Annotated in this window: 16 protein-coding genes and 1 riboswitch; of the genes, 13 read left to right on the top strand and 3 right to left on the bottom strand. The window is 74.2% G+C overall.

The features are described from left to right. The first annotated feature begins 73 nt into the window (after positions 1-73). The 4 genes from ACIBH3_RS01795 to ACIBH3_RS01780 all read left to right on the top strand — a co-directional run bounded on the left by ACIBH3_RS01795 (position 74) and on the right by ACIBH3_RS01780 (position 6,732). Positions 74-1,183, top strand: a complete 1,110-nt coding sequence (locus ACIBH3_RS01795) for a DegT/DnrJ/EryC1/StrS family aminotransferase (protein ID WP_396309845.1) — start codon at positions 74-76, stop codon at positions 1,181-1,183. Between the two features lie 243 nt (positions 1,184-1,426). Next, positions 1,427-2,431: an SMI1/KNR4 family protein gene (locus tag ACIBH3_RS01790; protein ID WP_396309844.1), complete on the top strand. Its 1,005-nt coding sequence runs from the start codon at positions 1,427-1,429 to the stop codon at positions 2,429-2,431. 75 nt (positions 2,432-2,506) lie between these two features. Next, complete coding sequence (locus tag ACIBH3_RS01785) at positions 2,507-5,113, top strand: SUKH-4 family immunity protein (protein ID WP_396309843.1); 2,607 nt, start codon at positions 2,507-2,509, stop codon at positions 5,111-5,113. 203 nt (positions 5,114-5,316) lie between these two features. Beyond that, positions 5,317-6,732: a hypothetical protein gene (locus ACIBH3_RS01780; RefSeq protein ID WP_396309842.1), complete on the top strand. Its 1,416-nt coding sequence runs from the start codon at positions 5,317-5,319 to the stop codon at positions 6,730-6,732. 115 nt (positions 6,733-6,847) lie between these two features. On the opposite strand, the gene ACIBH3_RS01775 is transcribed toward ACIBH3_RS01780, so the two are convergent. Next, a complete protein-coding gene (locus ACIBH3_RS01775; protein WP_396309841.1) occupies positions 6,848-8,161 on the bottom strand; it encodes a nucleotide sugar dehydrogenase in 1,314 nt (437 codons plus the stop codon). Between the two features lie 579 nt (positions 8,162-8,740). Between ACIBH3_RS01775 and mfd the strand changes: the two genes are divergently transcribed. Further along, positions 8,741-12,400: a transcription-repair coupling factor gene (gene mfd, locus ACIBH3_RS01770; protein WP_396309840.1), complete on the top strand. Its 3,660-nt coding sequence runs from the start codon at positions 8,741-8,743 to the stop codon at positions 12,398-12,400. 58 nt (positions 12,401-12,458) lie between these two features. Here the strand turns inward: mfd and ACIBH3_RS01765 are convergent, their stop codons facing one another. Continuing rightward, entirely contained in the window at positions 12,459-12,923 is a 465-nt protein-coding gene (locus ACIBH3_RS01765; RefSeq protein ID WP_396309839.1) for a hypothetical protein, read from the bottom strand. 444 nt (positions 12,924-13,367) lie between these two features. On the opposite strand from ACIBH3_RS01765, the gene ACIBH3_RS01760 reads away from it, so the two are divergent. Together ACIBH3_RS01760 and ACIBH3_RS01755 are read left to right on the top strand one after the other, a co-directional pair. After that, complete coding sequence (locus ACIBH3_RS01760) at positions 13,368-13,964, top strand: SurA N-terminal domain-containing protein (RefSeq protein ID WP_396309838.1); 597 nt, start codon at positions 13,368-13,370, stop codon at positions 13,962-13,964. A gap of 181 nt (positions 13,965-14,145) precedes the next feature. Continuing rightward, positions 14,146-15,156 (top strand): MazG family protein, encoded by a 1,011-nt coding sequence (locus tag ACIBH3_RS01755; protein WP_396309837.1) that lies wholly within the window; start codon positions 14,146-14,148, stop codon positions 15,154-15,156. A gap of 52 nt (positions 15,157-15,208) precedes the next feature. On the opposite strand, the gene ACIBH3_RS01750 is transcribed toward ACIBH3_RS01755, so the two are convergent. After that, positions 15,209-15,637, bottom strand: a complete 429-nt coding sequence (locus ACIBH3_RS01750) for an SDR family NAD(P)-dependent oxidoreductase (protein ID WP_396309836.1) — start codon at positions 15,635-15,637, stop codon at positions 15,209-15,211. A gap of 147 nt (positions 15,638-15,784) precedes the next feature. Between ACIBH3_RS01750 and ACIBH3_RS01745 the strand changes: the two genes are divergently transcribed. The 6 genes from ACIBH3_RS01745 to ACIBH3_RS01720 all read left to right on the top strand — a co-directional run bounded on the left by ACIBH3_RS01745 (position 15,785) and on the right by ACIBH3_RS01720 (position 22,204). Continuing rightward, positions 15,785-17,107 (top strand): cytochrome P450, encoded by a 1,323-nt coding sequence (locus tag ACIBH3_RS01745; RefSeq protein WP_396309835.1) that lies wholly within the window; start codon positions 15,785-15,787, stop codon positions 17,105-17,107. A gap of 172 nt (positions 17,108-17,279) precedes the next feature. Next, positions 17,280-17,449: riboswitch (cyclic di-AMP (ydaO/yuaA leader) on the top strand. Between the two features lie 5 nt (positions 17,450-17,454). Next, positions 17,455-18,450, top strand: a complete 996-nt coding sequence (locus ACIBH3_RS01740) for a transglycosylase family protein (protein WP_396309834.1) — start codon at positions 17,455-17,457, stop codon at positions 18,448-18,450. Between the two features lie 322 nt (positions 18,451-18,772). Next, a complete protein-coding gene (gene eno, locus ACIBH3_RS01735) occupies positions 18,773-20,059 on the top strand; it encodes a phosphopyruvate hydratase (RefSeq protein WP_396309833.1) in 1,287 nt (428 codons plus the stop codon). Positions 20,060-20,179: 120 nt separating this feature from the next. Continuing rightward, positions 20,180-20,629, top strand: a complete 450-nt coding sequence (locus tag ACIBH3_RS01730; protein ID WP_396309832.1) for a septum formation initiator family protein — start codon at positions 20,180-20,182, stop codon at positions 20,627-20,629. Beyond that, entirely contained in the window at positions 20,619-21,266 is a 648-nt protein-coding gene (locus ACIBH3_RS01725; RefSeq protein ID WP_396309831.1) for a DUF501 domain-containing protein, read from the top strand. Before ACIBH3_RS01730 ends, ACIBH3_RS01725 begins: the two co-directional genes overlap by 11 nt. Continuing rightward, positions 21,263-22,204: an exopolyphosphatase gene (locus tag ACIBH3_RS01720; protein ID WP_396309830.1), complete on the top strand. Its 942-nt coding sequence runs from the start codon at positions 21,263-21,265 to the stop codon at positions 22,202-22,204. Before ACIBH3_RS01725 ends, ACIBH3_RS01720 begins: the two co-directional genes overlap by 4 nt. Positions 22,205-22,497: the final 293 nt, after the last annotated feature.

The following is a 22,497-nucleotide window of genomic DNA, read 5'->3' as shown; positions in this document are numbered from 1 at the left end:
CCCCACCGATCCCACCGATCCCACAACCCCCCGATGCCCCCCGCTTCCCACCGTGACCAGGGAGACCACCCGGATGACCACTGACGCGCCCATCCCGCTCGTCGACCTGCGGGCCGCCCACGCCGAGGTCGCCGAGGACGTCCGGGCCGGTTTCGACCGAATCCTCGCCACCGGCGGCTACATCAAGGGCCCGGTGGTGGCCGGCTTCGAGGCCGACTACGCGGCCTTCTGCGGCGCCCGGCACTGCGTCGGCGCGGCCAACGGCACCGACGCCCTCGAACTCGCCCTGCGCGCCCTGGACCTGCCGCCGGGCGGTGGCGTGGTGCTGCCCGCGAACACCTTCGTCGCCACCGCCGAGGCCGTCCTGCGGGCCGGCCTGCGTCCGGTCCTCGCCGACGCCGACCCCGAGCACCTGCTGCTCGACCCGGCGCGGGCCGCCGAGGCGCTGCCCGGCGCCGTCGCACTGCTGCCCGTCCACCTCGCCGGGCAGCTCGCCCCGATGGGCCCGCTGCTGGACCTCGCCGGCGAGCTGCCGGTGGTCGAGGACGCCGCCCAGTCCCAGGGCGCCCGGCAGCACGGCCGCGCCTGCTGGGGCCGGATCGCCGCGACCAGCTTCTACCCCGGCAAGAACCTCGGCGCGTACGGCGACGCGGGCGCGGTCGTCACCGACGACGACGACCTCGCCGGCGCCGTCCGCCTGATCGGCGATCACGGCAGCGAGCAGAAGTACGTCCACGAGCGGTTCGGCTTCAACTCCCGGCTGGACGCCCTCCAGGCCGTCGTCCTGCGTGCCAAGCTGCTGCGGCTGCCCGCCTGGAACGAGGCCCGCCGGAGCGCCGCCGCCCGCTACCACGAACTGCTCGACGGGGTCGGCGGTCTGCGGCTGCCGGCCACCCTGCCCGGCAACGAACACGTCTGGCACCTGTACACCGTGCGGATCGAGCGCGGCCGGGGCGAGGTGCTCGCCGCGCTGCGCGCCGCCGGGATCGGCGCCGGCGTGCACTACCCCGTGCCGCTGCACCTCCAGCCCGCCTTCCGCGACCTCGGGCACGGCGAGGGCAGCTTCCCGGTGACCGAGCGGGCCGCCCGCGAGCTGCTCACCCTGCCGCTCTACCCGCAGATCACACCGGCTCAGCAGGCCAGGGTCGCCGAGATCCTGACGAAGGCCCTGACGAAGGCCTGACCCGACGCCTGACCGGCGCCCGACAGCGCCTGACAGCCGCCGTCGCTCACCGCCCCGCTCACCTATGCCCCGCGCCGCCGGACGCCCCCCGGCGCGGGGCGCTCCCGGCCCGGCGGAGCCCGCCCGGGCCCGCCGCCTCGGACGAACCTCCAGGCGGGGCGACCGCCTCCGGGCCCCACCCCCTACGCTGGTGTCCAGCAATCGCCAAGGGACAATGTTGCAGCAGCCAGTGGGGGCACCCAGATGACGACAGGTCGGCCCGGTACCGCCGCCTCCGCGCCGAACGCGGCGTACGCAGGTCAGGTGGTGCAGTTCCCTGACCCGGTACGGGCCCAGAAGCACCCCGCCGGTGTCCGGGTGGACGAGTACGGCTACCCGGACTTCGGCGCGTACGCCGCGGCCGCGGCCGAGGTCGCCGACCCGCCGGAGGGGTTCGGCGTGGACGAGCTGCGGCTGACCGACTTCGTCTCGGCCAACGCCGCGCTGTTCACCCAGGGCCACGAACTCTGGGCCGACCTGGACACCGCCGTGGCGACCCCGCCCGGCTGGACGTGGCACCACGCGGTCGGCCGGGCCGCCCCCGGCTGGCGCCGGATGGAGCTGGTCCCGGTCGAGGTCAAGGCGCTGCTGCGGCACCACGGCGGCCTGGCCCGCTCCTCGGCGGACCACGGCCGACGCGGCACCCGCCCGCTCCAGGAGCACCGGCCCGTGCACTTCTCGCTCGCCAAGGACGGCGGCGACCCGCTCAGCGTCCCCGAGGACCTGGTGCAGAGCGCGGAGGAGCGGCTCGGCTACCGGCTGCCCGGCGCGTACCGGAACTTCCTGAAGATCGCCGGCGGCCGGACCCCGGTCGGTGTCGCGCTCGACACCGAGCTGGGGCTGCTGCTGGACCAGCCGTTCCTGACCCTCAGTGAGGAATACGGCCTGTATGACCTCGTCTACGCCAACAAGTGCCTGCGCGACCACCTCACCAAGGACTACCTCGGCATCGCCTACGTCCAGGGCGGCATCCTGGCGCTCAAGGTGCGCGGCGAGGACGCCGGCTCGGTCTGGTTCTGCCTGTACGACGACGCCCGGGACAACGGCGCGCCGGAGGCACCCGAGGACCGGGTCGCCCGGCTGCTGCTGCCCTGTGGCGAGGACTTCGACGCGTTCCTGCTCCGGCTGGCCGGCAGCCCGCCGGAGCTGGAGACGGTCGCGGAGCTGATGGTGGACGGCGGGTTCGCCCGCGCCGTACCGGTGGGCTGAGATGGCGAACGGTACCGGGACAGCGGCCGCGGGGACTGAATCGCGGGGCACAGAGGGGACAGGGGTGAACCGGGCGTGGTGACGTACGCGCAGGCGCAGGAGCTCGCCGAGGACTGGATCAACGGCGGTGTGCCGCGATCGCTTCAGCGCGAGGTACGGGTCCGGGAGTTCGACCTGGGCTTCGTCTGCTGGGCGGTCGACCCCGCCGACGGTCCGTCCTCGGACGGCGGCGAGGTCCGGCTGGTGATCGCCCGGGACAGCGGGGCGAGCACCCTCTGGCCGGCGCTGCCGGTCAACGAGGTCGTCCGGCAGTACGAGGAGGTGTACGGCCGGCCCGTGGTGGCCAACCCGGCCGGCGCGGCCAGGCCCGCGCCCGGGCCGGTCGAGGCGACCTCCTTCCTGCTCAGCCCACCGCAGTGGCTCCAGGAGGCCGGGGCGGCGGCGATCGCGGCCGAGGCGGAGCGGCTGGGGACGGCCCCGGCCGACCCGGCACCCGCCCCCGTACGCGCCCCTGCCGCCGTACCCGCTCCTGCGCCCGCTCCCGCTCCCGTACCCACGCCCGCGCCCGCGGCCGCCGTGCTGACCACGCCGCCGCTCTCCGACCGCCCGGCGGGGGACGCGCCGACCATGCTCGCCCCGCCGCCGCCCCGCGAGGGTGCCGACGCGGGCGCGCCGGCGGCGTCGCTGCCGCAGGAGCCGCCCGCCGCCGTGCCCGCCGCAGGGCCGGCGCCGGCGCCCCGGGCGGGTGCCGAGGCCGCGACCGTGCTGCTGCCCGAGGGCGGCTACGGCATGGGGCCGGGCGCCGCCGCGCCGCCGAGCGCGCCGCCCGCCCAGGGCCCCGCCGACGGCTACGCCGCGACGATGCTGGCCCCGCCCGGCGGCCTGCCGGGTCTGGAGGGGCTGCCCGGTGCGCCCGCCGGTTCGCCGGCTGGCCCGCCGTCCGCCGCCCAGGGCCCCGCCGACGGCTACGCCCCGACGATGCTCGCCCCGCCCGGCGGCCTGCCCGGCCTCGCTGGCCTGCCCGGCGCGCCCGGTGCTGCCGGTGGGCCCGGTGCGGCGCAGCCGCCCGGCGGACCGACCGTCGAGCACGCGCCGACCATGCTCGCCCCGCCCGGCGGCCTGCCGGGTCTGGACGGGCTCCCCGGTGCGCCCGCCGCCCCCGCCCCCGCCGGCCCGCCGGGCGGTGGCGCGCTCGGGCGTTCCGGTGCGAGTGCCCCGCCGCCCCCGCCACCGGCCGGCCTGCGTGGTGGCGCGGCGGCTCCGGCGGGCCAGGCCGGGGCCGGCCGTGGCCCCAGCGCGCCGCCTCCGCCCCCGCCGGGCGGGCTGCGCAACGCGCCCGGCGCCGGCCCCGCGGGCAGTGCGGGCGGCCGCAGCAGCGGCAGCACGCCGCCGCCCCCGCCGCCGGCGGGCCTGCGCGGTGCCGGCGAGCAGGGCGTCGGCCCCGCCGCAGGTGCCGGGGCCGACCCGGCTGCGGCGCCGGGCGGGCCGCAGGCGCCGGCCGCGGGTGTCGCCCACCAGGCGACCCAGCTGGCCCACGCGGTGGACCTGCCCGGTGGCCCGGGCGGCCCCGGCATGCCCGCCGGCGGTCCGGCGGCCGGCTACGGCTACCCCGGCGCCGGTGCTCCGGGCACGCCCGCCCCGGCGATGGCTCCCGCCGCGCCGCCGGCGCCCGTACCGGGTCCGCCGCAGGCGGCTCCGGTGCCGCCCGGCGTGCCGGTGGTCGGTCCGGGCTACTTCGCCGCGCTCAGCTACCGCGCCCCGGACGGCTCCGAGCAGAAGCTGCTCCAGCGCAGCGAGCCCGGTACGCCGCACCCGGAGTGGAAGATCCTCCACGAGCTGCGTCGGCTGAACGTCCCGCCGGAGCAGGTGCTGGAGCTCTACACCGAGCTGGAGTCCTGCGATCTGCCGGGCGGCTACTGCGCCCGGATGATCCGCGCGTCCTGGCCGAACGTACGGCTGACCCACTCCGCCGACTACGGGCGTGACCACCACGCCCGGCAGGCCGGGATGGCGCACCTGCTGGACCACCTGGACGAGCTGCACCAGCTGGCCTCCGCGCCGCAGCGCTCGCGCCCCGTCCGGGTGCCGCCGCCCCCGCCGGGCAGCGTCCCGCCGGCGGCGCCGCCGGCGCCGCAGCAGCTGGCGGCGGAGCTCGGGCAGGCGTTCGGCCCGGCGGTGTTCCGCTTCGAGCAGCGCGCGGTCTCCCGGCAGGGCGTGCCCGAGCCGGTGGCGCAGACCCTGATGTGGGCCGGCCTGCCGCGTGAGTTCGGGCCGTTCTTCTGGGCGCAGGCACAGGAGGGCCGGCCGATCCCGACCCTGGCCGAGCTGGCCGCCGAGCGCGGCCTGCCCGCCGGGCCGGACTTCGGCGGGTACCTGGTGCTGGGCAACGACTACGGGCGCCAGCTCTGTGTGCAGTACGGGACGGCGGCCGTGGTCGCGGTCGACATGGAGGGAACCGGCGAGCCGCCGCGCTTCGTCAACACCGGTGTACCGGAGTTCGTCCGCTCGCTCGCACTGCTGGGCCGGATGTGGCACCTGCGGTTCGGTCTGACGCAGGAGCAGGCGGCCCGCTGGACCACGGACTTCCAGAACCAACTGGTGGCGATCGACCCGGCGGCCCTGCAGACGCCGGACACGTGGTGGGCGGTCCTCCTGGAGCAGTTCTGGGACGGCCTGCTGTAGCGGATCGGCGCAGGCGGAAGGGGCCGTACCCGGTGCCGGTACGGCCCCTTCCGTATGTCTGCCCGGCGCAGCCTCATTGGGGTTTCGCCATGATCTGCGCAAAATAGGTCAAGAGGATGGACCTAACTCGTCCACTCTCGACCAGTTCCGTACTGTTCTGGCCATGGGCTCCGCAGCCCGCGACACCGAGGGGAAGAGCCCACATGAGCGACGCCGTCTCCCAGTACGGCTTCACCGTTGCCCGGCGCGGCTACGCGCCCGAGCAGGTCGATCGAGCACTGGCCGCGCTGGTGGCCCAGCGCGACCACGCCTGGGAGCGGTTGAGCATCCTCGGCGCCGGCATCCGCGAGATGGAGCACCGGCTCGCCGAGTTCATCCAGGTCGCGGCCGACGCCCCCGAGCCCGACTACGCCCAGCTCAGCGAGCAGGCCGCCGACATCGCGGCCGTCGTGGAGAACGAGGCCCGGGCCGTGCGGACCAACGCCGCGACCTTCGCCGAGGACCTCAGGGACGAGGTCTACGAGGCGGGCCAGGCGCTCGCCACCGCCGCCAAGGAGTACGCCGTGGCCGCCCGCGCCGAGGCGGACCAGGCGGCCCGCCGCACCGACGAGCGGACCAGGGCGGAGGCCGAGAAGGAGCGGGCGGAGGCCGACCGCGAGGCCCGCGCCACCCGCGACGCCGCCACCGCCTACGCCGCCAAGCGGCGGGTCGCCGCCGCCGAGGCCGAGGAGCAGGCCGAGGCCGAGCTCGCCGAGCTGCGCCGCCGGGCGGACGAGGCCTTCGCCGCCGCCGAGGCCCAGGCCGTGGCCGAGGACGCCAAGATCGCGGCGATGGCGGAGCGCCGGCTCAAGGAGGCCGAGCAGCACCGCGAGACGGTGCTCGGGCAGATCAAGCAGGCGGATGCCGAGGCGCAGGCCCGGGCCGACCAGTTGGTCGAGCAGGCCCGCCGGGAGGCGGAGAAGATCAACGCGGTGATCGAGCAGGAGCAGCGTGAATTCGCGGTCCGGCTGGAGACGGTGCAGCAGCACCTGGACCACATCAAGGGGACGCTGGCCTCGCTCACCGGTGCGGCTGTCGGCGCGATCGAGCCGGAGGAGGCCGTCGCGCAGGCCGAGCAGGCTCAGCTGGCCGGGTTGGCCGGGTCCTCCGCCTCCGGTGCGTCCGCCTCCGGCGCGTCCGCGTCGGCCGCCAAGCCGCAGTCGGCCGCCCAGGCACCCGTCCACGCCTCCGTGCACGCCCAGGCCAAGGCGCAGCCGGCCCCCGAGGTGGACTCCGAGGCCGAGACCGGGGAGATCGCCTTCGTCCCGGCGGCCGTGCTCGTCCCGGAGCCGGAGCCGTTCCCCCGGCCGGTGCCGGAGCAGCAGAACGACGCCGCCACCGCCGTCCTCCCGGTCACCGCGCCGGGTCCGGTGGCTCCCGCGGCGCCCGCGATCTCCTACGGGCCGGTCACCGCGGCGCCCGCCGCCGGTGGCGGCGCCCCACCGAGGCCAGCCACGCCGCCACCGGCGGCACCGCAGGAGCAGGGCGAGGACGAGACCCGGATCATCCCGAAGATCGTGATCGTGGACGACGGCGCCGACTACGCCACCCCGCACACCGTCACCCACCGCCGCCGCTGAGCCGTCCCGGCGCAGCCCGAGCGGCGGCGGGCACCTCAATCGCAGGCCCGGGTCCCGGCCGCCCGCACCGGCGCGGCCGGGACCCGCTGCTGCCCCGTTGCCCGGCCGGCTCCGGCTACAGCACCTCCACCGTGGCGCCGGACAGCCGGCGGCGGCAGTCCAGGACATACCGGGCGTGCCCCGCGATCGCGTCGTAGTCGAACTCGTCGTGGTCGGCGAGCAGGACGACGGCGTCCGCCGCCGCCAGCTCCTGCTCGGTGGCCTCCACCCGCCGGACGGCCGCGAACGGGTTCCCGTGGATGTCCTGCTCGGCCACCCGCTGGCCGGGTACGACCGGCTCGGGCACATGCACCCCGACCACCACGTGCGGGTCGGCGGCGCTGACCTCGGCGCCCATCCTGATCAGCAGCTCGGCGATCCGCGCCGCCGGGGTCTCCCGGGCGTCGCCGGTGTTCCGCTTGTAGGCGAGCCCCAACAGCAGCACCCGGGAGCCCTTGACCGAGCGCCGCCGCTCGTTCAGCGCGTCCGCGAGGCGTCGCACCACGTAGTCGGGCATGTGGCTGTTCACGTCGTTGGCGAGCTCGACGAAGCGGAACGACTGCCCGAGCGCCCGCTCCACCCGCCAGGACAGGTACGAGGGATCGATCGGCAGGCAGTGCCCGCCGACCCCGGGGCCCGGGGTGAAGCGGAGATACCCGAAGGGTTTGGTGGAGGCGGCGTCGATCGCCTCCCACACGTCGATCCCCAGGTCGTGGGCGAACATCGCCAGCTCGTTGACCAGCGCGATGTTCACGTGCCGGAAGGTGTTCTCCAGCAGCTTGGTCAGCTCCGCCTCCTTGCAGGAGGACACCGGGACGGTCCGCTCGACCAGCCGGCCGTAGAAGCCGTCCACCGCGGCCAGCGCCGCCGGGTCGATGCCGGACACCACCTTCGGGGTGTTCTCCAGCCGCCAGGTCGGGTTGCCGGGGTCGATCCGCTCGGGGCTGTAGCCGAGGTGGAAGTCCCGGCCGGCGGTCAGGCCCGAGCCCTCCTCCAGCAGCGGGGCGAGCAGTTCCTCGGTCGTCCCCGGGTAGGTGGTGGACTCCAGCACCACCGTCGCGCCCGGGCGCAGCCCGGCCGCCAGCAGCTGCGCGGAGGCCTCGATGTACGAGAGGTCGGGCACCCCGTCGCGCAGCGGCGTCGGCACGGTGATCACCGCGATGTCGAAGCCGGCGGTCTCGGCCGGGTCGGACGTCGGCAGGTAGGCGCCGCTCTCCAGCAGTGGCCGCAGCCGCTCGGCGGGGATGTCCTCGACGTAGGACTCGCCGACCGCCAGCCGTTTGATCCGCCGCTCGTCGACGTCGTACCCGACGACCTGGTACCCCACCTCGGCCGCGCGGACCGCCAGCGGCAGCCCTACATAGCCCTGACCTGCGATGACCACGCGCATGACGAAGTACCCCCTCCATCGCGGTGCCCCAGGTCCCCTCCGGGGCGTCCCCACACCGTCTTCACAACAGCGTAGGGAGCGGAGTGTGGCCGCGCGGGCTTTCCGCCAGAGCCGCGGGAGCACCCGCCGGAGCCGGCGCCCCCAGCGGGCACCGGACGGGAACGGGCACCGGACGGGAACGGGAACGCCGGAGGCCGAGACCCGTGGCGCCCTCCAGGAAAGGGCGCCACGGTTCCCGGCGAATGGGCGGGCGCCCCCACCCAGGGCCGCCCGGCCTCGCACACCCGACCCCCATCGGGGTGCGTCCGTGCCGCTGCAGCCATCCCCCACGGTTGGGTGCGGCGGGCACGTGCTCCATCCTGCGCGAGCTCCATGGACGCGCAGTGACAGGAGTATGTCCACTTCGTGGCAGATCGCCGAGCCGCCGGAGGCCGCCGCGCCCGGTGCGCCGCGTCAGTGTCGGCGGCGCGGCGTACTCTGGAGACCCCCGGCCGCCAGGCGTGCCGGGCCGTTCGCGCTGCCCGGCCGGTCCCTACCGGCGACGGGGCACTCCAGCTACGGGACGAAGAAGAGACTCCAATGAGCCTGACCGGACTGCTCGATGTCGTCGCGCGGGACGCCGCCCTCGCCGAGGCGATCGAGGCCGCGACCGCCGCAGGTGCGGCTGCCGGCGGCCGCCAGCACCTCGACCTGGTCGGCCCGCCCGCCGCCCGCCCGTTCGCCGTCGCCGCGCTGGCGCGCGCGCTCGCCGGCCGGGCCGAGGGCGAGCGGGGCCGACCGGTGCTGGCCGTCACCGCGACCGGCCGGGAGGCCGAGGACCTCGCCGCCTCGCTGCGCTCGCTGCTGCCCGCCGACGCCGTCGCCGAGTTCCCCGCATGGGAGACGCTGCCGCACGAGCGGCTCTCGCCGCGCTCGGACACCGTCGGGCGGCGGCTGGCGGTGCTGCGCAGGATCGTCCACCCGCGGCTCGGGGGCGCCTCCCAGGCGGAGGCCGGGGGAGATGCGGCGGCGGGCCCGGTGCAGGTGATCGTGGCCCCCGTCCGCTCGGTGCTCCAGCCGCAGGTGAAGGGCCTGGCCGAGCTGGAGCCGGTGGCCGTCCAACGCGGTGAGTCGCACGATCTGGAGCTGGTCGCCCGGCGGCTGTCGGCGGCCGCCTACGCCCGGGTCGAACTGGTCGAGAAGCGTGGCGAGTTCGCGGTGCGCGGCGGCATCCTGGACGTCTTCCCGCCGACCGAGGAACACCCGCTGCGGGTGGAGTTCTGGGGCGACGACGTCGAGGAGATCCGCTACTTCAAGGTCGCCGACCAGCGCTCGCTGGAGATCGCCGAGCACGGCCTGTGGGCGCCGCCCTGCCGGGAGCTGCTGCTCACCGACGAGGTCCGGGCCCGGGCCGGCGAGCTGGCCCGGGCGCATCCCGAGCTGGCCGAGATCCTCGACAGGATCGCCCAGGGCATCGCCGTCGAGGGCATGGAGTCGCTGGCGCCCGTCCTGGTGGACGACATGGAGCTGCTGCTGGACGTCCTGCCGCTCGGCAGCGTCACGGTGGTCTGCGACCCCGAGCGGGTCCGCACCAGGGCCGCCGACCTGGTGGCGACCAGTCAGGAGTTCCTGCACGCGTCCTGGGTGGCCGCCGCCGCCGGCGGCGACCGGCCGATCGACATCGAGGCGATCGACGTCTCCGCGGCCTCGCTCTGGTCACTGGCGGACGTGCGGGAGCACGCGGAGCGGATCGGCCTGCCCTGGTGGTCCGTCAGCCCGTTCGCGACCAGCGAGTCCTCCGTCAGCGAGGTACTGGAGTTCGACGCCGACACCCTCACCCTGGGCATGCACGCCGTCGAGGCCTACCGGGGCGACACCGCCCGGGCGATCGCCGACGCCAAGGAGCGCCTGGCCGCCGACTGGCGGGTCGTCATGGTGACGGAGGGCCACGGCCCGGCCAGCCGGCTCGCCGAGGTGCTCGGCAACGAGGGCATCCCGGCCCGGCTGGTCGCCGACCTCACCGAGGCGCCCACCCGGGACGTCGTGCACGTCTCCTGCGGCTCGATCGAGCACGGCTTCGTCGACGAGACGCTGAAGCTGACCGTCATCACCGAGACCGACCTGTCCGGCCAGCGGTCCTCCACCAAGGACATGCGCCGGATGCCCTCGCGCCGGCGCAATGCCATCGACCCGCTGGCCCTGGCCGCCGGTGACTACGTCGTCCACGAGGCGCACGGCGTCGGCAAGTACGTCGAGATGGTGCAGCGCACCGTCCAGGGCGCGACCCGCGAGTACCTGGTGCTGGAGTACGCCCCCGCCAAGCGCGGCCACCCCGGCGACCGGCTGTTCGTGCCGACCGACCAGCTGGACCAGGTCACCAAGTACGTCGGCGGCGAGGCCCCGACATTGCACCGCCTCGGCGGCGCGGACTGGGCGAAGACCAAGCAGAAGGCCAAGAAGGCCGTCCGCGAGATCGCCGGCGACCTGATCCGGCTGTACTCGGCGCGGATGGCGGCCCCCGGCCACACCTTCGGCCCGGACACCCCGTGGCAGCGCGAGCTGGAGGACGCCTTCCCGTACGCGGAGACGCCCGACCAGCTGACCACCATCGCCGAGGTCAAGTCGGACATGGAGAAGTCCGTCCCGATGGACCGGCTGATCTGCGGCGACGTCGGCTACGGCAAGACCGAGATCGCGGTCCGCGCGGCCTTCAAGGCGGTGCAGGACGGCAAGCAGGTCGCCGTCCTGGTGCCGACCACGCTGCTGGTGCAGCAGCACTTCTCCACCTTCGCCGAGCGGTACGCGAACTTCCCGGTGACGGTGAAGGCGCTGTCCCGCTTCCAGAGCGACAGCGAGGCGAAGGCCGTCCTGGAGGGCCTCTTCGAGGGCTCGGTGGATGTGGTCATCGGCACCCACCGGCTGTTCTCCTCCGAGACCAGGTTCAAGGATCTCGGCCTGGTCATCGTCGACGAGGAGCAGCGCTTCGGCGTCGAGCACAAGGAGCAGCTGAAGAAGCTGCGCGCCAACGTGGACGTGCTGACGATGTCGGCGACGCCGATCCCGCGCACCCTGGAGATGGCCGTCACCGGCATCCGGGAGATGTCGACCATCACCACCCCGCCGGAGGAGCGGCACCCGGTGCTGACCTTCGTCGGCCCGTACGACGAGAAGCAGATCTCGGCGGCGATCCGGCGTGAACTCCTGCGCGAGGGGCAGGTGTTCTACATCCACAACCGGGTCGAGTCGATCGACAAGGCGGCCGCCCGGCTGAAGGACCTCGTCCCCGAGGCGCGGGTCGCCACCGCGCACGGGCAGATGGGGGAGACGGCGCTGGAGAAGGTCGTCGTCGACTTCTGGGAGAAGGAGTTCGACGTCCTGGTCTCCACCACGATCGTCGAGTCCGGAATCGACATCTCCAACGCCAACACGCTGATCGTCGAGCGCGGCGACACCTTCGGCCTCTCCCAGCTGCACCAGCTGCGCGGGCGGGTCGGGCGTGGGCGCGAGCGCGGCTACGCGTACATGCTGTACCCGCCGGAGAGGCCGCTCACCGAGACGGCCCACGAGCGGCTGGCCACCATCGCCCAGCACACCGAGATGGGCGCCGGCATGTACGTGGCGATGAAGGACCTGGAGATCCGCGGCGCGGGCAACCTGCTGGGCGGCGAGCAGTCCGGGCACATCGCGGGCGTCGGCTTCGACCTCTACATGCGGATGGTCGGCGAGGCGGTGGCCGAGTTCCGCGAGTCGCTGGCGGGCGGCGGCGCGCAGCCGGAGGAGGAGCCGCTGGACGTCAAGATCGAGCTGCCGGTCGACGCGCACGTCCCGCACGACTACGCGCCGGGCGAGCGGCTGCGGCTCCAGGCGTACCGCTCGATCGCCGCGGTCAACTCCGAGGCGGACATCCTGCACGTGCGCGAGGAACTCGCCGACCGCTACGGCAAGCTGCCCGAGCCGGTGGAGAACCTGCTGCTGGTGGCGGCGCTGCGGCTCTACGCTCGGCGCTGTGGCATCGGTGACATCACCCTGCAGGGCGCCAACATCCGCTTCGGGCCGGTGGAGCTGCGTGAGTCGCAGCAGCTGCGGTTGAACCGCCTCTACCCGCGCAGTCAGGTGAAGGCCGCCGCGCAGCAGCTGCTGGTGCCCCGGCCGAGCACCGGCCGGATCGGCGGCAAGCCGCTGGTCGGGCGTGAACTGCTCGGCTGGTGCAGCGAGTTCCTCGCGGCGATGTTCGACGACCTGGCGGGCAGCAAGCGCTGACGGGATGAGGGTGTGCCCGGGGCGGGTCCTTTCGCGGACCCGCCCCGGGCGGTGTGGCTCACCTCTGCGGCACCACCGCCGGGCCCAGGCCCGAGCAGGGGTGGTGCTGGCGGCCGCTCCGGTCGATCGAGCTGTTCACCGCGACGACCTGCACCAGCAGGACCAGCAGCACCACCGGGAACAGGGCGGCCAGCGAACCGGTGCGCCAGCTGAACCGTGCCGTCTGGGCGCGCAGGACGACGACCAGCAGGCGTACGAGCAGGACGACGCCCGTCAGGCTCGCGGCGAGCCCGGCCCAGGCGGCGGCCAGGGCGAAGAACGGCAGGCCGGGGCTGTTGTGGCAGCTGCGCAGCACATCGCCGACGTAGTGGCCGTCGGCCCAGACCGCCACCCTGCTGCCCGCCCAGCCGACCAGGACCAGCAGCAGCGGGTAGCGGGCCTTCGGCGGGCGGCGCCCTGGTCCGGTGGCCTGCGGCCCGAAGTGCACGGCGGCCTCCTGGCCGCCGACGTCGGTGTTCGTCATCCCGCTGTTGCCCCCGGTCAGCGGCGCACCCCGTGCACGCCGGCTCCGCCACTATGCCGCAACCGGCGGACAGTGGGCGCGGGCGCCTGCGCCGGCCCGTGCGCCTGCGCCGGCCCGTGCGCCTGCGGACCCGCCCTCTCCGCCCGGAACGGAAGTCGGCCCGTCCGACTTGCCACTCCACACCGGCGCCCGCCCGACGCCGGCCTGCCGCGGGGCTGCGGCGTGTTGGGCGTGCGGGTCGCGGGCGGGGTGATGGTTCGGGTGCCGAGCGTCCTTCGGAGGTCTCGGCCAGCGCGTCGGGCCGTCGCCGGGGCGGCTCGACGGGGGCGGGGGAGCCACGGCGTGCCGGGCTGGCCCGTTCGGGGCAGGGTCCCCGGGTGTGCCGGTGGGCGGTCCTACTGTCGAAGCGCCCGTCAGACCGTCGGCACGACCGGGAGGCTCGCTATGAACCGTGGGACCGCCGTCGCAGCGGTCGCCCTGGCCGCCGCGTTGCTCGCGGGGTGCGGCGCGACCTCGCCCGCCGGGACGGTCGCGGTGGTGGGCGGGGCACGGATCGGCTACGCGAGCGTGCAGGCGCGGGTGGCGGAGCTGCGGTCGGCCGCCGCGACGGGCTCCGGGGACGCGACGGGGGAGGCCGACGGGTTGGCCCGCCGAGCGGTGGCGGAACTGGTGCTCGACGCACTGCTGGCCGGCGCGCTGGCCGACCACGGGCTGACCGTCACGGACGGCGAGGTCGCTGCGGCCCGCGCGGCCGAGCGGCAGCGTCTCGGAGGGGAGGAGCAGCTGGAGCGGGCACTGATCCGGCAGGGGGTCCCGGCGGGCCGGATCGACACGTACTACCGCCGGCAGCTCGCCGTCGGCGGGCTGGCCGCCGCCGACGGGCAGGACGCCGGGACGCCGTCCGGCCAGGTGGCCGTCCGGCGGGCCCTGGCGGCCGCCGCCGGCGGCCGGCACGTCCGGATCAATCCCCGTTACGGCAGCTGGGACGCCGGCCGCGCCTCGCTGGCCCCCGACGCACCGCTCTGGCTCACGGCGGGCTGATCGCCCGGCGGGGGGTGAGCGTGGGGCCTGAGCGCGGGACGGTGGCGGCGGTGCCTCTGGTGCCCTCCCGCCTCCGGTCGGGCGAGCCCCTGCCCGCGACGGCGATGGTGGCCGCCGACCGCCGCGCATCGAGCACCGGCCGTCGCGGCCGCCCGCCGGCCCGGGCGGGTAGGTTCGGAGGGTGACGACGACGAACGCGGCCCCGAAGCTGATCCTGCTCATCACCACCCACCGGGTCGCCCCGGGCCTGCTCTCCTGGCCGGCGTGGGAGGCGCTGCGGGAGGCCGACCGGGTGCTGGCGGCCGATGCGGGGCATCCGCAGCTGGCGGCGGTGCGGCAGGCCGGCGTGGAGGTCACGCTGGTGGAGCGCGGGTCGGCGCCGGCGCTGGCTCGTGTGCTCACCGGCGAGGGCGGGGGAGTGACGCTCTGGCTCGGCAGCCCGGACGGTGATCCGGGGCTGACCGACGCGCTGGCGCGGCTCGCGGTCGAGGAGGCCGGGGCGGTGCCGGAGATCGAGCTGTTGCCCGGTTCGTACGACCTGCCGGGTGCGCGGCTGCTGGACCTGGTCTCGGTGATGGACCGGCTGCGCTCGCCCGGCGGCTGCCCCTGGGACGCCGAGCAGACGCACGCTTCGCTGGTGAAGTACCTGGTCGAGGAGTCCTTCGAGCTGGTCGAGGCGATCGAGGAGGGTGACCGGGAGACGCTGCGCGAGGAGCTCGGCGACGTCCTGCTCCAGGTGTTCTTCCACTCGCGGATCGCCGAGGAGGACACGGACGACCCGTTCTCCGTCGACGATGTGGCGGGCGACATCGTCGAGAAGCTGATGTACCGCCACCCGCACGTGTTCGGGGACGTCGAGGCGGCGGGCGCCGCCGAGGTGGAGGCCAACTGGGAGCAGCTGAAGGCGGCGGAGAAGCAGCGCGAGTCGGTGCTGGACGGCGTGCCGGCCGGTCTGCCGGCCCTGGCGTACGCGGCGAAGCTGGTCTCCCGGGTGCGTCGCGCGGAGTTCACCGGGGTGCCGGACGCCCCGTACGAGCTGCCGCGCGAGCTGACGGCGCAGTCGGCGGGCCGGTTGCTGCTCGCGGTGGTGCAGCGGGCGCACGACGCCGGCGTGGACGTGGACGCCGCGCTCCGGGCGGCCGCCCGCGGCTACCGCGACGCGGTGCGCGCGGCGGAGGGCCTCACCGGCTGAACACGCCCCCGCCGCCCCCGCAAGCCCCCCGTGGGCGCCCTGCGGAGGTGCCCTACGCGGCGTACGTCGGGCTGTCGGCCCGGTGGTGGGGCTGCTCCTGGACGACCTCGCTGATCGCCTCACCGACCAGGGCGAGCAGCTCGGCGAGCCGCTCCAGGTCCAGGTGGTCGGGCAGGTCGGAGAGGGAGACGATCCGCTCGCCGCCGGGCCCGGCGACGCAGAACAGGTCGATCGGCCCGAGGTGCTTCTCGGTGGTGTCGACGAGGGCGGCGACGTCGCTGGGCCGGTGGATGTCGGCGCACACGCCGACGACCGGGCAGCCGGTCCGGTCGAGCTCGGCGGCGAGGTCCTCGGCGACCCCCGGGTGCTGGTCGGCGATCAGCACGCCGTTGGCGCCGGCGGCCGTGAACCGGCGGGCCAGGTCGGCACCCGACCCGCCGCTGAGTACCGCGATGACCACCACTGCCCCGGCTACTCGCATGGTGCGCTCCTTCCTGGGGGCGACACCGCACCGGCGCCCACCAATGTCCAGTCGGAGGGATCGTAGACACGGCACGACCCTCCGCAACAGGGATTACCCCGCAGGTGACCAGGCTCACCCCTCCCCGCCAACGGATACGGTCAAGACATGCCAGATCAGCCCAGCCCCGATCAGCCCGCCGGCGCCCAGCCGCCCCTCTTCACGTGGGAGTTCGCCGCGAACCCGTACCCCGCGTACGCGTGGCTGCGCGAGCACGCGCCCGTGCACCGGACCACGCTGCCCAGCGGTGTGGACGCCTGGCTGGTCACCAGGTACGCGGACGCGCGGCAGGCGCTGGCCGACAGCCGGCTGTCCAAGAACCCGGCGCACCACAGCGAGCAGGCCCACCGCAGCGGCCGGGTGGGGATTCCGGGTGAGCGCAGCGCGGATCTGATGACGCACCTGCTGAACATCGACCCGCCGGACCACACCCGGCTGCGCCGGCTGGTGTCCAAGGCCTTCACCCCGCGCCGGGTCGCCGAGTTCCAGCCGAGGGTGCAGCAGCTGACCGACCGCCTGATCGACTCGTTCGCGGCGCGCGGGTCGGCGGACCTGATCCACGAGTTCGCCTTCCCGCTCCCCATCTACGCGATCTGCGACCTGCTGGGCGTACCGGAGGAGGACCAGGACGACTTCCGGGACTGGGCCGGCATGATGATCCGCCACGGCGGCGGTCCGCGCGGCGGGGTCGCGCGGGCGGTGAAGCGGATGCGCTCGTACCTGCTGGAGCTGATCCACCGCAAGCGGGCGGACCTCGGCGACGACCTGATCTCGGGGCTGATCCGGGCCAGCGACCACGGGGAGCACCTGACCGAGAACGAGGCCGCGGCGATGGCCTTCATCCTGCTGTTCGCGGGCTTCGAGACGACGGTCAACCTGATCGGCAACGGGGTGTTCGCGCTGCTGCGCCACCCGGAGCAGCGGGCGCTGCTGCAGTCCTCGATCGCGCGGGGGGAGCAGGGGCTGCTGGGGACGGCGGTCGAGGAACTGCTGCGCTACGACGGACCGGTGGAGCTGGCCACCTGGCGGTTCGCGACGAGCCCGCTGACGATCGGCGGGGTGGACATCCCGGTCGGTGATCCGGTGCTGGTGGTGCTGGCGGCGGCCGATCGCGATCCGGCCCGGTTCGCGGCCGAGAACACCCTCGACTTGGCCAGAAAGGACAACCCGCACCTCGGTTTCGGCCACGGAATCCACTACTGCATCGGCGCGCCGCTGGCCCGGCTGGAGGGTCAGGCCGCGCTGGCCACACTGCTCACCCGACTTCCCGATCTTCGTCTCGCCGCCGACCCCGATGACCTGCGCTGGCGTGGCGGTCTGATCATGCGAGGGCTTCGTGAACTTCCCGTGGCATTCACCCCTGAGGCCTCGCGGGCAACAGGGGTGTCACGCGGACGGCGTGTCGATCGACCTGCGTCAGAGGCGATCTGAATGCGGATCAATCCGGACATACTTGTACCGTTTGTGGACGATCAATCGACTGTCGTAATTTCTATGTGATGTCTGCGATATGAGCTTGTGATCGGTATGAGGATCCGTCTAACCTCCGTGGAGCTCGCAGTGCGAGCCCCGAGCGTGGAACGCCGAGTCCTGCCCGCCGCGTTTCGGGAAACCGACCAGACCCCTGGGCAGGGGCGGGGGAACCAGGTTTGTTGCCGTCCCCACGGCTTGGGGTGAAGCCGCAGGCGCGGGAAGAGATTCCCGCTCCACGCGGCCGGGCCACCTCCCGGTCCGAACCCGACAGCTCACCTCGCAGGCGGGCGGAGAGGGACACCGACATGCTGTTCGCTGGTAATGGCCGTCACCGTCGTCGCACCCAGACCGAGAAGGCGATCGCCGTCGCCGGAGTGACCGGCGTCGGACTCGCGATGCCGCTGCTCAGCGCCACCGGAGCCCACGCAGCCGACGTCTTCACCTGGGACGCCGTCGCGCAGTGCGAGAGCGGTGGCAACTGGAGCATCAACAGCGGCAACGGCTTCTACGGGGGGCTGCAGTTCACCTCCAACACCTGGAAGGCCTACGGCGGCAACCAGTACGCCGCGCAGGCGCACCAGGCGTCGAAGGGCCAGCAGATCGCCGTCGCCGAGAAGGTCCTCGCCGCGCAGGGGCCCGGCGCCTGGCCGGTCTGCTCGGCGAAGGCGGGGCTGGCCAAGGGCGGCGCCGCCGCCCAGGTCGACACCGGCTCCGCGGCCTCGTCCTCCTCGGACGCCTCGCCGGCCGCCGTCCAGCCCAAGCCCGCGGACGCCCCGGCGGACACTCAGCAGGCGGAGCCCAAGGTCGACTCCAAGCCGATCCGGCCGAGCGCCCCGAGCTCCGCCCCGGTCTTCTCCGGCAAGGCCGGCTGGGACGAGGACGCGAAGGTGTACTGGTACCAGAACAACGGCGCCTGGTACTGGACCAGCCACCAGAGCGTCTACAGCCAGTTCGCCGGTGACTCCAGTGCCCCGCCCACCTCGCTGCCCCCGGCCGCGTCCACCGACGAGCGCGCCGCCGAGCCCGAGGCGCAGCCCGTGGCCGAGTCCGCCGCCGCGCCGGTCGCCGCGCCCGCGCCCGCGCCGGTGCAGGCCAGCGTGTCCGACCCGGCGAGCGCGCCCGAGGCCGCGCCCGCGCCGGCCGCCCATGACTACACCGTCCGCTCCGGCGACAACCTCTCCGCCATCGCCGGCGCGCAGCAGGTCGCCGGCGGCTGGCACGCGGTGTACGACGGCAACCGCGACACCGTCGGTGACAACCCGGACCTGATCCTCCCAGGCCAGGTCCTGCACCTGGGCTGACGGCCAGGTCCCGGCCGGGCGCGATACGGCCGTGACACGGCGGCGCCGCGGTTGCACCGCGGCGGTGCTCTGACTGCAACGCGACTGTGGCGCACGGGCCGTACCGGGTTCGCCCCGGTACGGCCCTCGGCGGGGCTCCCGGTGCCTCCCGTGGGGCAACCAGGTGAACTACCGGCGGGTAGCCGGGCCACACCCTGAGACGGAACCTGGGCCAGCGTGGCCCGGCGGGCCCGTGCCGTTAGGCTCTGGTCGAAACGACTCCGCAATCGTCCGCTGACGCCACACCTGTCCGTAGGACCTGCTTCCGCATAGGAGATGCCTCGTGCCGTCCATTGATGTCGTCGTAGCCCGTGAGATTCTCGACTCCCGTGGCAACCCCACGGTCGAGGTCGAGGTCGGTCTCGACGACGGCAGCACCGGCCGTGCCGCTGTCCCGTCCGGCGCCTCCACCGGCGCCTTCGAGGCGCTGGAGCTGCGCGACGGTGACAAGAACCGTTACTTCGGCAAGGGCGTGGAGAAGGCCGTCCTGGCCGTCATCGAGCAGATCGGCCCGGAGCTGGTCGGCTACGACGCCACCGAGCAGCGCCTGATCGACCAGGCCATGCTCGACCTGGACGCCACCCCGGACAAGTCCTCGCTCGGCGCCAACGCCATCCTCGGCGTCTCGCTCGCCGTGGCGCACGCCGCCTCCGAGGCCTCCGACCTGCCGCTGTTCCGCTACCTCGGTGGCCCGAACGCGCACGTGCTGCCCGTCCCGATGATGAACATCCTCAACGGTGGTTCGCACGCGGACTCCAACGTGGACATCCAGGAGTTCATGATCGCTCCGATCGGCGCGGAGTCCTTCTCCGAGGCCGTCCGCTGGGGCGTCGAGGTCTACCACACCCTCAAGGGCGTCCTGAAGGAGCGCGGCCTCTCCACCGGCCTGGGCGACGAGGGCGGCTTCGCCCCGAACCTGGACAGCAACCGCGAGGCGCTGGACCTCATCACCGAGGCCATCAAGAAGGCCGGCTACGTCCCCGGCAAGGACGTCGCGCTCGCGTTGGACGTCGCCGCCTCCGAGTTCTACAAGGACGGCGCCTACCAGTTCGAGGGCAAGGCGCTCTCGGCCGAGGAGCTCATCGCGTACTACGCCGAGCTGGTCGCCGCGTACCCGCTGGTCTCCATCGAGGACCCGCTGGACGAGTCCGACTGGGACGGCTGGAAGTCGATGACCGACAAGCTCGGCGACAAGGTCCAGCTGGTCGGTGACGACCTGTTCGTGACCAACCCGGCCCGCCTGGCCAAGGGCATCGAGACCGGCACCGCCAACGCGCTGCTGGTCAAGGTGAACCAGATCGGCTCGCTGACCGAGACCCTGGACGCCGTCGAGCTGGCCCAGCGCAACGGCTACCGCTGCATGATGTCGCACCGCTCCGGCGAGACCGAGGACGTCACCATCGCCGACCTCGCCGTCGCCACCAACTGCGGCCAGATCAAGACCGGCGCCCCGGCCCGCTCCGAGCGCGTCGCCAAGTACAACCAGCTGCTGCGCATCGAGGAGATCCTCGACGACGCCGCCGAGTACGCCGGCCGCGGCGCCTTCCCCCGGTTCCGCCACGAGGGCTGAACCCTTCGGTAGCGCGCACGCCCGACCGGTGCCCCGCCTGTTCACCCCGTAGGGTGGGCGGCGGGGCACCGTCGCGACCAGGAGGGGATACGGGAGATGGCAGGCTGGAGGATTCCGGGCTTGGCGGCTCGGCCGAGGTTCACCAGCCGCGCGACCGTCCTCGTGCTGGTGCTCTGCTCGCTGGTGGCGATCCTCGCGTACCCGGCCCGCCAGTTCGTCTCCCAGCGCTCCGAGATCTCCGCCCAGCGTGCCCGCGCCGAGCACGCCAGGCAGCGGGTCGAGCAGCTGCGCAGCGAGAAGGCCCGCTGGCAGGACCCGGAGTACGTCAAGGCGCAGGCCCGTACCCGGCTGCACTACGCGATGCCGGGGGAGACTCCTTTCATCTCGGTCGATCCCGCCACCAGGACCTCCGCCGCCCTGCCCGCCCCGACCGACGCCGGCGCCTTCGGGCCGGTGAAGGCCGCCAAGCCCTGGTACGCGAGCGTCTGGGACTCCGTCGACGCCGCCGACTCGGCCGCCAATGCCCCCGCCCCTGCTCCAGCTAGAGACAGCTCTCCCCATGACCACTGAGAACACCCCCGCCGTTCCCCCCGTCGCCGACGCCGACGTGGCGGCCATCGCCGCCCAGCTCGGCCGTGTCCCGCGTGGCCTGCGCGGTGTCGCCCACCGCTGCCCGTGCGGCAACCCGGACGTCGTCGAGACGGCGCCCCGGCTCGCGGACGGTACGCCGTTCCCGACCCTCTACTACCTGACCTGCCCCAAGGCCGCCTCGCTGATCGGCACCCTGGAGGCGGACGGTGTGATGAAGGACCAGACCGCCCGGCTCGCCGAGGACCCGGAGCTGGCCGCCGCGTACGAGAAGGCGCACGAGGACTACATCGCCCGCCGGGACGCCATCGAGGTGCTGGAGGGCTTCCCCAGTGCCGGCGGCATGCCGGACCGGGTGAAGTGCCTGCACGTGCTGGTCGGCCACTCGCTGGCCGCCGGGCCCGGCGTCAACCCGCTCGGCGACGAGGCGATCGGCATGCTGGAGGACTGGTGGGCCAAGGGCCCGTGCGTCTCCGCCGCCGAGGTGGAGGCCGCCGGCGCCCGGGTGGCGAAGAACCGGGCCAAGGACGAGGACCACGCCGCCGTGATCGCCGCCAAGGAGCGGCTCGCCGCCGAGCGTGCGGCCAAGAAGCGCGCGGCCGAGGAGGCAGGCGAATGAGCACCACTCGCGTCGCGGCGATCGACTGCGGCACCAACTCCATCCGGCTGCTGGTCGCCGACCTGGACCCGGAGACCGGCGAGATCACCGACCTCGACCGACGGATGATCATCAACCGGCTCGGCCAGGGCGTCGACCGTACCGGCCGGCTCGCCCCCGAGGCCCTGGAGCGCACCTTCGCGGCCTGCCGCGAGTACGCCGAGGTGATCGGCGCGCACGGCATCGGCAAGGACCGGATCCGCTTCGTGGCCACCAGCGCCTCGCGGGATGCCGAGAACAGCGCCGAGTACGTCGACGGCGTCCGCGACATCCTGGGCGTCGAGCCCGAGGTGATCAGTGGGGACGAGGAGGCCCGGTTCTCCTTCGTCGGTGCGACCAAGGAGCTGACCGGCGGCCAGTTCCCCGCCCCCTACCTGGTCTTCGACCTGGGCGGCGGCTCCACCGAGTTCGTGCTCGGCACGGACCACGTGGAGGCGGCCCGCTCGGTGGACATCGGCTGCGTGCGGCTCACCGAGCGCCACTTCGACGGCGCCGAACTGCCCACGCTGGGCCAGATCTCGGCCGCCAAGGCGCACATCAGGGACGAGCTGGACAAGGCCGCCGAGATCGTCCCGCTGACCGCCGCGGCCACCCTGGTGGGCCTGGCCGGCACGGTCACCACGGTCGCGGCGATCGCGCTGGATCTGCCCGCGTACGACTCCGAGCGGATCCACCACTCGCGGATCTCGCGCGAGCAGGTCGCCGGGATCGCGGGGCAGCTGCTCACCTCCACCCACGACGAGCGCGCGGCCATCCCCGTGATGCACCCGGGCCGGGTGGACGTGATCGCGGCCGGCGCCCTGGAGCTGCTGGAGATCATGCAGCGGACCGGCGCCGCCGAGGTGGTCGTCAGCGAGCACGACATCCTGGACGGCATCGCCTGGAGTATTGCCCCCTGAGCCCCTTCGGGACTTACCTTCCGGCCCCGGGACGCCGCTCGCGCGCCCGGGGCCGAGGCGTCTGCGGCGCGCCGCGAGAATGTTCGTGAATTTCTTCACATGGCGATCCGGTCTTTCGGGGTGCCCGGCTGCCCGCTACGTCCGATATGTGGGACTGAAGGCTGTGCTCGACGGTGAGCCGCTGGATCGCAGGTCGGTTCGCCGCTGTGCTGATGGAATCGAAATGGTGGCCGGGAACCCGGGCCGCACAAGGATCGTTGCTGCTCACGACGGCCGTCCGAACGGATGTGCTC

The sequence above is a fragment of the Kitasatospora sp. NPDC050543 genome, assembly GCF_044457565.1.
In the GTDB taxonomy this organism is placed as follows: Bacteria; Actinomycetota; Actinomycetes; order Streptomycetales; family Streptomycetaceae; genus Kitasatospora.
This window is presented reverse-complemented; position numbering and strand designations above follow the sequence as displayed.